Annotated in this window: 13 protein-coding genes and 1 pseudogene; 9 read left to right on the top strand and 5 right to left on the bottom strand. The window is 59.0% G+C overall.

What is annotated here, in order from left to right; genetic code table 11:
- The first annotated feature begins 308 nt into the window (after positions 1 to 308).
- The 3 genes from AAG092_RS09570 to AAG092_RS09560 all read left to right on the top strand — a co-directional run bounded on the left by AAG092_RS09570 (position 309) and on the right by AAG092_RS09560 (position 3,291).
- Positions 309 to 557 (top strand): DUF2933 domain-containing protein, encoded by a 249-nt coding sequence (locus tag AAG092_RS09570; protein WP_233685286.1) that lies wholly within the window; start codon positions 309 to 311, stop codon positions 555 to 557.
- 5 nt (positions 558 to 562) lie between these two features.
- Complete coding sequence (locus AAG092_RS09565; RefSeq protein WP_373389483.1) at positions 563 to 2,932, top strand: heavy metal translocating P-type ATPase; 2,370 nt, start codon at positions 563 to 565, stop codon at positions 2,930 to 2,932.
- 158 nt (positions 2,933 to 3,090) lie between these two features.
- Positions 3,091 to 3,291: a heavy-metal-associated domain-containing protein gene (locus AAG092_RS09560; RefSeq protein ID WP_233685284.1), complete on the top strand. Its 201-nt coding sequence runs from the start codon at positions 3,091 to 3,093 to the stop codon at positions 3,289 to 3,291.
- A gap of 58 nt (positions 3,292 to 3,349) precedes the next feature.
- On the opposite strand, the gene AAG092_RS09555 is transcribed toward AAG092_RS09560, so the two are convergent.
- Genes AAG092_RS09555 through AAG092_RS09545 form a run of 3 tightly spaced genes read right to left on the bottom strand, consistent with a single transcriptional unit; the run spans position 3,350 to position 5,280 of the window.
- Complete coding sequence (locus tag AAG092_RS09555) at positions 3,350 to 4,141, bottom strand: putative DNA-binding domain-containing protein (RefSeq protein WP_373389482.1); 792 nt, start codon at positions 4,139 to 4,141, stop codon at positions 3,350 to 3,352.
- Positions 4,132 to 4,974: a DUF692 domain-containing protein gene (locus AAG092_RS09550; protein ID WP_233685282.1), complete on the bottom strand. Its 843-nt coding sequence runs from the start codon at positions 4,972 to 4,974 to the stop codon at positions 4,132 to 4,134. The genes AAG092_RS09555 and AAG092_RS09550 overlap by 10 nt, the downstream gene beginning before the upstream one ends.
- Positions 4,975 to 5,019: 45 nt before the next feature.
- A complete protein-coding gene (locus AAG092_RS09545; protein WP_233685281.1) occupies positions 5,020 to 5,280 on the bottom strand; it encodes a hypothetical protein in 261 nt (86 codons plus the stop codon).
- 250 nt (positions 5,281 to 5,530) lie between these two features.
- Between AAG092_RS09545 and AAG092_RS09540 the strand changes: the two genes are divergently transcribed.
- The 6 genes from AAG092_RS09540 (at position 5,531) to AAG092_RS09515 (ending at position 10,421) form a co-directional block, all read left to right on the top strand.
- Positions 5,531 to 5,737: a co-regulatory protein PtrA N-terminal domain-containing protein gene (locus tag AAG092_RS09540; protein WP_233685280.1), complete on the top strand. Its 207-nt coding sequence runs from the start codon at positions 5,531 to 5,533 to the stop codon at positions 5,735 to 5,737.
- A gap of 176 nt (positions 5,738 to 5,913) precedes the next feature.
- Positions 5,914 to 7,728: a copper resistance system multicopper oxidase gene (locus tag AAG092_RS09535; protein ID WP_373389481.1), complete on the top strand. Its 1,815-nt coding sequence runs from the start codon at positions 5,914 to 5,916 to the stop codon at positions 7,726 to 7,728.
- 12 nt (positions 7,729 to 7,740) lie between these two features.
- Positions 7,741 to 8,055 (top strand): hypothetical protein, encoded by a 315-nt coding sequence (locus tag AAG092_RS09530; RefSeq protein ID WP_009686150.1) that lies wholly within the window; start codon positions 7,741 to 7,743, stop codon positions 8,053 to 8,055.
- Positions 8,045 to 9,136, top strand: coding sequence for a copper resistance protein B (locus AAG092_RS09525; protein WP_373389480.1), 1,092 nt, complete (start codon positions 8,045 to 8,047; stop codon positions 9,134 to 9,136). Before AAG092_RS09530 ends, AAG092_RS09525 begins: the two co-directional genes overlap by 11 nt.
- Positions 9,137 to 9,145: 9 nt before the next feature.
- Entirely contained in the window at positions 9,146 to 9,988 is an 843-nt protein-coding gene (locus AAG092_RS09520) for a c-type cytochrome (protein ID WP_373389479.1), read from the top strand.
- Positions 9,978 to 10,421, top strand: a complete 444-nt coding sequence (locus tag AAG092_RS09515; RefSeq protein WP_074231512.1) for a DUF411 domain-containing protein — start codon at positions 9,978 to 9,980, stop codon at positions 10,419 to 10,421. Before AAG092_RS09520 ends, AAG092_RS09515 begins: the two co-directional genes overlap by 11 nt.
- Positions 10,422 to 10,597: 176 nt before the next feature.
- On the opposite strand, the pseudogene AAG092_RS09510 reads toward AAG092_RS09515, so the two are convergent.
- Positions 10,598 to 11,924 (bottom strand): annotated as a pseudogene (locus AAG092_RS09510) (OprD family porin).
- 156 nt (positions 11,925 to 12,080) lie between these two features.
- Positions 12,081 to 12,413 (bottom strand): DUF2790 domain-containing protein, encoded by a 333-nt coding sequence (locus AAG092_RS09505; protein WP_373389478.1) that lies wholly within the window; start codon positions 12,411 to 12,413, stop codon positions 12,081 to 12,083.
- Between the last annotated feature and the right edge of the window lie 129 nt (positions 12,414 to 12,542).

Here is a 12,542-nt window from a genome sequence, read left to right as displayed (position 1 = left end):
TAGGGTGCAGGCATGGATACTGGCTTGCGTGCTCCGCCCCGAACTGGCGCTGCCCGCCACTGCCTTCTGAAGGAGACTGCTCCCATGGAAACCGCTGAGGTATTAGCGTGTGCGGTATTTCGTGGCCAAGGCACTATCCCCACTTTCAGGCCTTTCGTGATTGCTCCTTTGGCCTGGCGGCGCCGTGTCGGTGTCGCGCTTTATCTCAGTCAATGTGACCGTGCGCCGGACTCTATTGATGAGCGTCAACTCTGCCTGGCTTGAGCCACCTATGCTGATCCCAATACCGTCGAATCGAGGCTATTGTCATGGACCACTCTCATCACCCTGGTACCACTGAACCACCCTTCTGGAGGAGCCGGTTCGGTATCGTGCTGATCATGTTGGCTGTCATCGGCGTCTTCTACGTGGCGCGAGAGCATTACGGCTATCTTTCGCAGGCCTTGCCATACCTGATCCTGCTGTTGTGCCCGCTGATGCATCTGTTTGGCCACAATCACGGTGGCCACTCCCATTCCGGCAGCTCTGCCGCTTCCAAGGACGACAATAGGACATAGCCCGTATGCACAGCCCCTCCAGCCAGCACGATCAGGATCATGCCAATCACTCGCACGGGCACTCGGACAGTCATCACGATCCGGTATGTGGGATGGAGGTCAAGCCCGACAGCCCTTATCGGTTGAGTTTTGAGGGGCAGAACTATCGTTTCTGCAGTGGCAAGTGCCTGGAGAAATTCCAGGCCAGTCCCCATCAATACATGAGCCACCAGGCGCATGCAGGGCATAACCAGCCTGCCGCTGCGCCGCAGCCAGCGGCTCCAGCGAGTCAGGGCGCCGAATACACCTGTCCGATGCACCCGCAGATCCGCCAGCCGACTCCAGGGAATTGTCCGATCTGCGGGATGACGTTGGAACCTGTCATCCCAGAGCTGGAAGAGGAAGAAAATCCGGAGCTGAAAGACTTCTCGCGGCGATTCTGGTGGACCCTGCCGTTGACCGTCATCGTCACGGTACTGGCGATGGCTGGCCACTCCTTGCAGTTGTTCCATGGTACGACCCAGAACTGGGTTGAGCTGGTTCTGGCGACGCCGGTGACGCTATGGGGCGGCTGGGTATTCTTTACCCGCGGCATCGACTCCATTCGTCACCGTAGCCCCAACATGTGGACCCTGATTGGTTTGGGAACGGCAGCTGCCTATCTCTACAGTGTGTTCGCTACCTTGGTACCGCAATGGTTTCCGGCAGCCTTCGTCCAGGATGGCCGCATCGGCGTCTATTTCGAGGCTGCTGCGGTGATTATCTCGCTCACGCTTTTGGGGCAGATGCTCGAACTCAAGGCTCGCTCGCAGACTTCTGCTGCTATCAAATCGCTGCTGGGGCTGGCCCCGAAGACAGCGCGGCGCATCCTGCCCGACGGCCAGGAGGAAGATATTCCTCTCACCCACGTCCATCAGGGCGACCACCTGCGTGTACGTCCGGGTGAGAAAGTCCCAGTGGATGGCACGGTGCTGGAGGGCGAGAGCGCGGTCGACGAGTCGATGCTCACCGGCGAGCCGCTACCCGTGACCAAGCGGGCAGGCGACTCCCTTATAGGCGCCACCCTGAATACCCATGGCAGCCTGGTGATGGAGGCGCAGAAGGTCGGCGCCGAAACCATGCTGTCGCAGATCGTGCAGATGGTGGCCAAAGCCCAGCGCTCCAAGGCGCCCATGCAGCGCATGGCCGATGCCGTGGCGGGATATTTCGTGATTGGGGTGATCCTGATCGCGATCCTGACCTTCTTCGGCTGGGGGCTATTCGGGCCGGAGTCAGGCTGGGTATTCGGCCTGATCAATGCCGTGGCGGTGTTGATCATCGCCTGCCCCTGCGCCCTGGGGCTGGCGACGCCGATGTCGGTCATGGTCGCGACGGGCAAGGCGGCCAGCAGCGGTGTGCTGTTCCGTGATGCCAGCGCTATCGAGAACCTCTGCAAGATCGACACGCTCATTGTCGACAAAACCGGAACGCTGACCGAAGGACGCCCGGTATTCCATAGTGCGGAAGGCACCGGTGCCTATGACCCCCGCGAGGTGCTGCGCCTGGCCGCTAGCCTCGACCAGGGCAGCGAGCACCCGCTGGCTCACGCCATCGTCGATCATGCCCGCAGCGTAGGGCTCGCCTTGGCGAAGCCGGAAACCTTCGAGTCTGGCTCTGGTATTGGTGTGAGAGGGCTGGTCGATGGTCATCAATTGCAGCTAGGCAACACGGCCTTGATGGCTGATGCTGGCGTCGACATTACCCCGTTGCACAATCGTGCCGAGCAGCTGCGCCTAGAGGGCATCAGCATTATCTATCTGGCAATTGATAGCAGCCTGGCAGGTCTTCTAGCCGTTTCCGATCCAATCAAGCCAACCTCCCAACAGGCGGTTTCCAGACTGCAAAGCGAGGATGTGAAAGTCATCATGGCCACCGGCGATGGCCTGACGACGGCAAAAGCCGTCGCCAGGCAGCTGGGGATCGAAGAAGTACATGGGGAGGTCAAACCGCAGGACAAGGAGAAGCTGGTCGCCGATCTGCAGGGCTATGGTCGACGTGTTGCCATGGCCGGTGACGGGATCAACGATGCGCCGGCCCTGGCCCGGTCAGACGTGGGTATTGCCATGGGGACGGGCACCGACGTGGCCATGAACAGCGCTCAGGTGACCCTCGTCAAGGGCGACCTGATGGGCATCCTGCGAGCACGCACCCTGTCGGTGGCCACGGTGAAGAACATGCGGCAGAACCTGGCGTTTGCGTTCCTCTACAACGCGATGGGAATCCCTTTGGCGGCTGGGCTGCTGTACCCGCTGACGGGGCACTTGCTGTCACCGTTGATTGCCGCCCTGGCGATGAGCGTTAGCTCTGCGTCGGTAGTCTTCAATGCGCTGCGCCTCCGGCAGACACGGATAGATTAGCCACACCTGTTATTGGCTGGAAACCTTATGGGGTTCGTTTCACTGACCTGTCCGGCGCTGATTTTCATGCTTCGTTCACAGGTGCTTGACCTTGCCAAGGTGGCAAGGTTGATGCTGAGGGTACGGCAACGGGTGCCGTTCCTGAGATGAGGTGATCTATGGTCGTTTTGAAGGTGACGGGAATGGGCTGTGGCAGCTGTGTGGGCAAGATCACGAGAGCTATCCAGTCCCTGGATCAGCATGCACGAGTCGAAATTGACCGAGCCAGTGGTATAGTTTCGGTCGACACCGGTGAAAGCGCGGCAGTCATTCGCGATCTGGTGCAGAAGCTCGGCTTTGGGGCTGCGATTGGCGCCTAGGGCGCTGTCGGTACCCATAATTGGCTTAATGGAGTGGGCCACTGCTTTGCAGTGGCCCTCATGCCTCGGCTTTAAATCGAACCAACAGCCCATCACTCACCCACTGTCGCAACCAGATTGCAGCCTGCATTGGTGCCTGTTCGGCATGGCGTGCGAGCAGCGACTCACAGAGTCCGGCAAAGGGCTCACCGCCTGCGAACAGCCTCAGCGCCATCGCTTCATCAGGTTCCAGACTGCGGTACCTAGATAGCAGATCATGACGCCAGATCAGGCAGCTGCAATCGATAGCCAGGCGGGTGATCTCCGGGAGCGGCTTCCCGTCCTTGGCTGCTTTCCACAGCGCCAGCGTGTTGTAGCGCAGCTCCAGCCAGTTGGCAGAGGGTACCAGCGTTGCCGTAAGGGCGACCCAGTCTTCGGCCGAGAAGCGGTTCATGCCTTCTGCCGAGAGCGCGTCGGCGTCCTCGGCATCGAATGCCAGGGTAAAGGCCCATTCCAGCGTGGCGAGCTCGCGCAGTGGCGATAGCTGCGGTTCCGCGACGTAGCCGGCGATGAACTCGGGAAGCTTCTCGCCCAGCCAGCGAAGGCTGTAGTGCTGCGGCGGCCAGGTGGCCAGATAGGCCAACGCAAGTTGCTCGAACGACTCCGCTCCCAGCCATTGCTGCAGCGCCGGGAAGTCCTCGCGCAATACCGCCAGCAGGCGCGCGCGGTAGGCGTTGTGGTAGATCCTCAGGCCGTCGGCTGCGCCTAGCGCGGTACTGCCTTGAAGCTGCGCCAACAGCTCGGCCGGAGGGCTATCGGATTCGCCTGCAAGGTAGGCTTGCAGGGCATCCTGCAGTGCGTTCAGCTGCATGATTCAGCCCTGTTCAGCGCGTCATCGGCAAGCGCGCGCGCCTGCTTCAGTTCGGCCAAAAGCTCGTCGAGGGACGGGAAGTGGTCGTCCCGCTCGATTAGGGTTGCGGTCGCGCCGAGCTGGCCCAGTGTCTTGCCGTAGAGTGCCCAGACCGTATCAGCGATGGGCGCGTCATGGGTGTCGATGAGGTACTGTCCGTAGTCGCTGTGTCCGGCCAGGTGAATCTGGCGGATCCGCTCATGCGGCAGCTCCATGATGAATTGCCAGGGATCGAATCCCTGATTGCGCGAGCTGACATAGACGTTGTTTACATCGAGCAGCAGCTCGCAGCCGGTCAGCTGGCACAGCTCTGCAAGGAACTGTGACTCGCTCATGCAGGAGGTTTTCCACTGCAGGTAGGCGGAGACGTTTTCCAGCACCAGGGGGCGCTCCAGGATGTCCTGCACCGTGCGCACCCTGGCGGCGACATGCTGCAGGCTTTCCTCGGTGAACGGCAGGGGCAGCAGGTCATGCAGCTGATGGGCATTGCCACGGCTCCAGCACAGGTGATCGGAAATCCAATGGGGCTGGATCCGATCCGCCAGCTTCCTGAGCTGCCGCAAGTAGTCGATGTCCAGGGTGTGAGAGCCGCCGATCGACAGGGAAACTCCATGCATCACCAGGGGGTAGTGCTCTTTGATCGCGTCGAGAAAGTAGAGGGCCTTGCCGCCCTCTACCATGTAGTTCTCGGAAATGATCTCGAACCAGTCGACCGCGGGTCGCTGCTCCAGGATCTGCTGGTAATACTCGCTGCGTAGGCCAAGACCAAACCCCAGCGTATTGCGCATGCTCATTCACGGCTCCAGTAAGGGGAGTGGCAGGCACTCCCCGGGGCGGTATCACTCGCTGGTCTTGCCACCGGCTTCATCACATTTGGCCTGGGTCATCAGCTTGAAGCCCTGGCCTTTGCACTCGCCTTGGCCTTTGCAGGAGTTCTTGGCGGTCATGCAGTCGTTCTGTCCCTTGCAGGCGTTGACGCCGAAGCACTGTACTTCTGCCGCCTTGGCATCTTGCGCCGCCTGTGCCGGCAGGGTGGTGAAGAGGCTGGCGGCAACCAGGGCCAGTGCGGCGCCGGTGGCGGCGTTGGATTTTGTCGACATGGTGGTTATCTCTCTTGGTGGTGTCGGATCAGGTCGGGTATGCCTTTCCACAAAGCTTGCAAGGCAGAGGAAGGACACTGGTTAGACACTACCGAGCAGGCGGGAGGCTCGACAAGAAAGAAATGCCTACCTGACAGAACTGTAATGTGCGGTTCAGGCTTCTGACAGGGCGCTCTGGCTAAGGTGACATCGAGCCTGATGCTCGGCCTCGGTTATCCAGAGGCTTACCCGAACCCACGAGGAATCCAAAATGAAATCGATCAAGGCGCTGTTCGTAGTAGCCGCTCTCAGTGTTTCCAGCCTTGCCATGGCCGAAGGCGGCGCCGAGCGTACATTTGCTCGCATGGAGCAGGCCCGGCAGACATCCATGGAAGCCAATCAGCTCGCTCAGCAACAAAAAGGCGAGGCCCCGGTCACCGGCGAGCAGAGCAAGCAGCTCAAGCACGCCAACTGCTGAGCCAAGCTGACAGAAATGTAATCACCCTGAGGGGGGAGATGTGGCAGTTTCATACTGCTCGCGGCAGCAGTGACTGGTGCGCTGTCCGCAGAGGGCAGCGCCCACTGAAACTGAAGTCGCCAATATCATCAACGCCGGTCCTGATAGTTCCGGCTTATTTGACTGGACACAACGGCATGCACAGCAAAACCACTAGGCGAACCTTCGTCAAAGGCCTGGCCGCCACCGGTATCCTGGGCGGGTTGGGGCTGTGGCGCACGCCGGTCTGGGCGGTGAACAGCCCCGGCCAGCCCAACGTACTGACTGGTAACGAATTCGACCTATTCATCGGTGAAACCCCGGTGAACATCACCGGCGCAGCGCGCACGGCCATGACCATCAACGGCTCGCTCCCTGGGCCGATTCTTCGTTGGCGCGAAGGCGATACCGTCACATTGCGCGTGCGCAACCGCCTCAAGGAGGACACCTCCATCCATTGGCACGGCATCATCCTGCCGGCGAACATGGATGGTGTTCCTGGCCTGAGCTTCCATGGCATCGCCCCTGACGGCATGTATGAGTACAAGTTCAAGGTCAACCAGAACGGTACCTACTGGTATCACAGTCACTCGGGGCTGCAGGAGCAGGTCGGCGTATACGGCGCGCTGGTCATCGATGCCAAGGAGCCCGAGCCCTTCAGTTACGACCGTGATTACGTCGTGTTGCTGAGCGACTGGACGGATGAAAATCCAACGCGGGTACTGGCCAAGCTCAAGAAACAGTCGGACTACTACAACCAGCACAAACGCACCGTTGGTGACTTCATCGATGACGTAAGCGAGATGGGTTGGTCCGCCGCCGTAGCCGATCGCAAGATGTGGGCCGAGATGAAGATGAGCCCGACGGATCTCGCTGACGTCAGTGGCTACACCTACACCTACCTGATGAATGGCCAGGCACCCAATGGCAACTGGACCGGCATATTCAAACCAGGCGAAAAGATCCGCCTGCGCTTCATCAACGCCTCGGCGATGACCTATTTCGATGTGCGCATCCCGGGCCTGAAGATGACTGTGGTTGCGGCCGATGGTCTGCACGTCAAACCGGTCAGCGTCGACGAGTTCCGTATCGCCGTGGCCGAGACCTACGACGTGATCGTCGAACCAGACAGCGAACAGGCGTATACCGTGTTTGCACAATCCATGGATCGCACTGGCTATGCGCGCGGCACCCTTGCTGTACAGGAGGGGTTGAGTGCACCAGTACCCAGCCCCGACCCGCGTCCGCTGATTGCCATGGGCGACATGGGTATGGATCACGGCAGCATGGGCGGTATGGATCACGGGAACATGGCCGGGATGGATCAGGGCAATATGGCGGGAATGGATCATGGCAGCATGCAGGGTGGCATGGCTGGTATGGATCACAGCCAGATGGCCGGAATGGATCATTCAAACATGGCTGGCATGGCTGGCATGGCTGGCAACATGCAGGCACACCCGGCCTCAGAGACCAACAATCCTTTGGTCGACATGCAGACCATGACGCCGACGCACAAGCTGGACGACCCAGGTATCGGCCTGCGTGATAACGGCCGGCGCGTGCTGACGTACTCTGACCTGCGCAGCACCTTCCCTGATCCGGACGGGCGTGAGCCAAGTCGCACCATCGAGCTGCACCTCACCGGGCATATGGAGAAATTCTCCTGGTCCTTCGATGGAATCAAGTTCTCTGACGCCGAGCCTCTGCGCCTCAAGTACGGCGAGCGTGTTCGCATCACGCTGGTCAACGACACCATGATGACTCATCCGATCCATCTTCATGGCATGTGGAGCGACCTGGAGGATGCGAACGGCAATTTCCTGGTGCGTAAACACACCATCGACATGCCGCCAGGTTCCAAGCGCAGCTATCGAGTGACTGCCGATGCGTTGGGTCGTTGGGCCTATCACTGCCACCTGTTGCTCCACATGGAAATGGGCATGTTCCGTGAAGTTCGTGTGGATGAGTAAAGGAGATTTCTGATGAGCACTTTTATGAAGCGAAATGCCCTGGCTGGCAGCGCAGTCATGTTCAGCCTATTGGCTGCCCTGCACGCACCGGTTTCGTTGGCAGGTGAGGGGCACAGTGAGCACGAACAACATGCTGCCGAGTCGGCTGTACCCAAGACCGCCAGTGGCAATCACGCAGATCAGTCGAAGGATAAGGCGGCTGGCCAGCATATGGATCATGGCGCCATGGATCACGGAGACATGAAGCATGACGGCATGAATCACGAAAACATGATGGATAAGCATGGCGGCACCGAAGCCGAAGCAGGTTCGAACCATGACCACTAGGTTTTCACGTCCATCTCTCTTGGCGCTGGCTGTGTCGCTGAGTGCGTTCAGCGGCGGCGTTACTTTGGCTGCGGAAGAAATGGATCATTCGGCAATGGGGCACGGCACCATGTCGATGGACCATAGCCAGATGAGCCACGGCGCTACCAAAGCGCCGATGGAGGGCATGGATCACAGCAAGATGGACCATGGTGCCATGCAGGGTGCTTCGGGCAGCATGGATCATAGCCAGATGGGCCACGGCCAGAGCCAAGAGAAGGCCCAGGCTATGGATCACAGCAAGATGGGGCATGGCGCCATGCAAGGACAGATGGAGGGCATGGATCATTCAAAGATGAACCATGGCTCCGCTGAAGCCCCGAGAACCACCAGCCGTACGCCGATTCCCGTTCTGACGGATGCTGATCGCCAAGCGGCTTTCCCGCCATTACCTGGCCACAAGGTTCACGACAGCGCCATCAACAGTTTTTTCCTGCTCGATCAGCTCGAATACCAGGACGCAGATGAGGGCAGCACCCTGGCCTGGGATGCGTCGGGCTGGGTAGGCGGTGATATCAACCGGGTCTGGTTCCGCTCCGAAGGCGAGCGTACCAACGGCGTTACCGAGGACGCTGAATTACAGCTGCTGTACGGCCGCTCGATCGGCCCTTGGTGGGATGTCGTCGCGGGCGTTCGCCAGGACTTTAAACCGGAGTCGCCGCAGACTTGGGCTGCCTTCGGTATCCAGGGCATGGCGCTTTACGCCTTTGAGGCCGAAGCCACGGCCTTCGTCGGCGAGAATGGCCAAACTGCTGCCCGACTGGAGGGCGAGTACGACATTCTGCTGACCAACCGGCTGATTCTCCAGCCAACTGCCGAAATGAACTTCTACGGCAAGAACGATCCTGAGCGAGGTGTGGGGTCTGGGTTGGCAAATACCGAGCTCGGCTTGCGTCTGCGTTACGAGATTGTCAGACAGTTTGCTCCCTATGTCGGGGTTTCCTGGAGCCGCTCCTATGGCAACACGGCAGACATGGTGCGCGACGAGGGCGGTGATGTAGACGAGGCGCGTTTTGTCGCCGGTATCCGGATGTGGTTTTGAGAACCTGACATGAAAAGAACAATTAAAACTTTGGTGGCGGCCGGCGTGGTCGGTAGCACAGCTGTCCTGGCCGGCGCCTACTTTGGCGTGGTCAACGTGGGGGCCGATGACCCCCATTTTCCTGCAGTGCATGCGTTTCTCACGATGGCCCGTGACCGCTCTATCGAAGTCCGTTCGCAGGACATCGAGGTTCCCAACCTGGATGATCAAGCTCTTATTCGCGCCGGTGCGGGCAACTACAACTCCATGTGTATCGGCTGTCATTTGGCGCCAGGTGTGGCGGAGACCGAGCTAAGCCAATCGCTTTATCCTGCGCCTCCCAACCTCGCCAAGATCGGTGTCGATGGCAATCCGTCAGCAGCGTTCTGGGTGATCAAGCATGGCATCAAGGCAACGGGTATGCCTGCGTGGGGCAAGAGCATGGGCGATGAGTACATCTGGGGCATGGTTGCCTTCCTTGACCAATTGCCGACGATGGATGCCAAGCAATACCAAGCACTCGTCGCATCCAGTGGCGGCCATCAGCATGGTGGTGGGGAAACGCAAATGCACAATCATGAAGGTCAGCACGGCGACAACAAGCCTGGCCATCATGGCAATAGCGGCGGTGGCGAAGACCATCATGGAACAGGTGATGCCGGAGAGCCTGGCCATCACGATGCCGCGGCTACAGATAGCGAGGGTGGCTCCGCACCTGAGGCAGGTCACCATTCGGACATGAGTAGCGATGATCACCATGCCGGGGATGAGGCCGCCCCAAGCGGCGGAGACCATCATTCCGAGCAAACTCCGAATGCCTCGCCTAAGACCCACACCCACGCCGATGGCAAAGAGCACGTGCATGAAAGCTAAATATCTGGCCTTGCTGGCCGCTCTCTCCGTCACATCTGCAGTTCAAGCCGCTGATGCCCTGACGATTGATGTCCATCGTGATGCCAATTGCGGATGTTGCAAGAAGTGGATCTCACACCTCGAAGCGAATGGCTTCAAAGTCGTCGACCATGTCGAAAGCAACATGACGGCAGTGAAGCAAAGTCTGGGCGTTGCGCCGCGGTTGGCGTCTTGCCACACCGCAGTGATTGACGGCAAGTTCGTCGAAGGTCATGTGCCGGCGGCTCAGGTCATCGAGCTCACCAAGCGCGATGATCTCGTGGGCATCGCTGTTCCTGGGATGCCGGCGGGCTCCCCCGGCATGGAAGTCGATGGCGTACAGCATGCCTACCAGGTCATTGGCTTGACCAAGACGGGGTCTGATCAGGTCGTTGCAGAATATCCCGCTCAGTAGTACTGCCTGCCAGCACGGCCGCTTGTGTGTAGTGGCCGACTCTTTTTCATACGCCCTTTAACCTAAGTAAAAAGGCGCCCGAGGGCGCCAAGGGCTGTCTCCAAACCAAAGGAGCACTACGAGGGGACAGCAGGACCAAGGCGCAAGCGGGCAATCAACCCGCCCGCTTGCCAGGGTTAGAGAACTTCCAGCGGGTACTCGACAATCAGGCGGAACTCATCCAGATCCGACTCGAAGTCGGTGGCGCGAGTCGTGGCTTGTCGAATGCGAAAGGACATGTCCTTCAACGACCCAGACTGCACAACGTACTTGGCCTCGATGTCCCGCTCCCAGCGCTTCTGGTTGGTCAACGGATCGCCGTTGTCATCACGGCGCATATAGACTTCGTTGGCGTTGCTGTAGTCGGCATCCCAGCCCTGGGCATATCGAGTCATGAAGCTCAACCCAGGCACACCGAAAGGCTCCATATCCAGGTCATAGCGCACTTGCCATGACTTCTCCTTGGGCGAGTTGAAGTCGCTGTACTGGATGGAGTTGTCGAGGTAGATGGAGTCCGATTGGCGCAAGTAGTCGAAGTCATCATTGCCGTTGTTGCGCTGGAGACCCACCAGCACGGTGTGAGCGCCGAACTGGATGCCGACCTTGCCGCTCCAGATCTTGTTATCGAAGCTCCCGAGGAGCTGCTTCCCTTCATCGACCGCCTTGTAGTAGTTCAGCCCGCCGATCAAGGCGACATCGTCCGCAAGCGGGTAGCTCAGCGTGGTGCCCGCGTAATATTGATTCCAGGCATCCTTGAGCCGGCTGGTGTAGAGACTGAAGCCCACATTGTCGTTAAGCGTGTAATCACCGCCGAAATAGGCGATCCATGGCGAGTCGACTTCGCCCGCGTAGAAGGTAGCGAAGCCGTCGCGCATACTGCTGGTATTGGGTTGGCTCATCGAGTGGAGGCGACCGCCTTGAAGCGACAATCCTTCCACGCTGCTGTTGACCACGGTGACACCTCGGAAGCTCTCCGGTAACAGCCGCGCATCACCGTATTGGACGACCGGGCTGACAGGAAAGACGTCGCCTGCCTTGATCTCGGTATCCATGAACCGAGCTTTCACCGCGCCCCCCAGTTTGGAGTAGTTGTCCTCCGCCTGCCCGAGGCTGTTGTAAGGCATCACATCGACTGAGCCGCCGGCCCCGGAACGGCCGTCGCCGGTGTCAAGTTTGAGTCCTAGCATGGCAAAGGCATCGACACCAAAACCTACGGTGCCCTCGGTAAAGCCAGACTCGAATCGGCCTATCACGCCATGCGCCCACTCCTCCGAATAGCCATTACCCGAGCTGCTGGACCTGGCCTTTACGGAAATCGCGGTTGAAGTAGAGGTTTCGATTGAGGATGGTCAGGCTGCTGCCTTCGATAAATCCCTCGCCTTTCTCGCCGGCGGCCATTGCAGCCTGCCCGGTACTGATGCTCAGAGTGAGCAGAGAAAGTCCTAACAGGGTTCTGTTATTCATAAATGCTCCTGATGTTATTGGCAGTTGTCATTGTGTGGTCGCATATATGTGCCAAGCGCACCGGGCATAACCAGGCGCGCCTTGGCCATATTTCCACATGCCAAATAACGTCAGGGTGACTTGAAAATTACTTTTCAGTCAGCGCGATGTCATTTATTAGTTTTGGTTCCGGCAACCTGTTCCGGCTGCACGGTATTCAAGAATATTCAGATCGCCGTTGGAGTCCTCGTAGGTCATCTGGGCCGGCATCACATTGCAGCTAGAGTCCGTCGGGGTAGTGGCCACGACCCTGGCGATATCGAGCTTCATGCCGTAGCGGTAATGAATGACTTCAGGCGGATTCTTTCCGTTAGCGGCAGCATATTCTTGCATGGCCTGCTCATTGGCCTGAATCATCCGACCATAAATACGATCAGCACCGCCTTCTGCCAGGGCGGTAGAGGAAACAACCATAACGGCAAGTGCTGCAATAACTTTGAGGCTTTTCATGTTTAATCACTCCTTCAAGGTGGTGATTAAAATATATCCGCTCGACCTGTCATAAAAATGAAGTCAAAGTTACATCGGCGTAATGCTTCCTGCCGCGTTACCCGGGCGAGTCAGCTTGGCGCGTGGCTT

The sequence above is a fragment of the Pseudomonas alcaligenes genome (assembly GCF_041729615.1).
Lineage (GTDB): Bacteria > Pseudomonadota > Gammaproteobacteria > Pseudomonadales > Pseudomonadaceae > Aquipseudomonas > Aquipseudomonas alcaligenes_B.
Note: the sequence above shows the minus strand (reverse complement) of the source record. Positions and strands in the feature narration are given on the sequence as shown.

What these genes read in the sequence shown, in the direction of transcription:
- AAG092_RS09570 (WP_233685286.1), top strand. Translation starts at nt 309, where the DNA reads ATGGACCACTCTCATCACCCTGGTACCACTGAACCACCCTTCTGGAGG.
- AAG092_RS09565 (WP_373389483.1), top strand. Translation starts at nt 563, where the DNA reads ATGCACAGCCCCTCCAGCCAGCACGATCAGGATCATGCCAATCACTCG.
- AAG092_RS09560 (WP_233685284.1), top strand. Translation starts at nt 3,091, where the DNA reads ATGGTCGTTTTGAAGGTGACGGGAATGGGCTGTGGCAGCTGTGTGGGC.
- AAG092_RS09555 (WP_373389482.1), bottom strand. Translation starts at nt 4,141, where the DNA reads ATGCAGCTGAACGCACTGCAGGATGCCCTGCAAGCCTACCTTGCAGGC.
- AAG092_RS09550 (WP_233685282.1), bottom strand. Translation starts at nt 4,974, where the DNA reads ATGAGCATGCGCAATACGCTGGGGTTTGGTCTTGGCCTACGCAGCGAG.
- AAG092_RS09545 (WP_233685281.1), bottom strand. Translation starts at nt 5,280, where the DNA reads ATGTCGACAAAATCCAACGCCGCCACCGGCGCCGCACTGGCCCTGGTT.
- AAG092_RS09540 (WP_233685280.1), top strand. Translation starts at nt 5,531, where the DNA reads ATGAAATCGATCAAGGCGCTGTTCGTAGTAGCCGCTCTCAGTGTTTCC.
- AAG092_RS09535 (WP_373389481.1), top strand. Translation starts at nt 5,914, where the DNA reads ATGCACAGCAAAACCACTAGGCGAACCTTCGTCAAAGGCCTGGCCGCC.
- AAG092_RS09530 (WP_009686150.1), top strand. Translation starts at nt 7,741, where the DNA reads ATGAGCACTTTTATGAAGCGAAATGCCCTGGCTGGCAGCGCAGTCATG.
- AAG092_RS09525 (WP_373389480.1), top strand. Translation starts at nt 8,045, where the DNA reads ATGACCACTAGGTTTTCACGTCCATCTCTCTTGGCGCTGGCTGTGTCG.
- AAG092_RS09520 (WP_373389479.1), top strand. Translation starts at nt 9,146, where the DNA reads ATGAAAAGAACAATTAAAACTTTGGTGGCGGCCGGCGTGGTCGGTAGC.
- AAG092_RS09515 (WP_074231512.1), top strand. Translation starts at nt 9,978, where the DNA reads ATGAAAGCTAAATATCTGGCCTTGCTGGCCGCTCTCTCCGTCACATCT.
- AAG092_RS09505 (WP_373389478.1), bottom strand. Translation starts at nt 12,413, where the DNA reads ATGAAAAGCCTCAAAGTTATTGCAGCACTTGCCGTTATGGTTGTTTCC.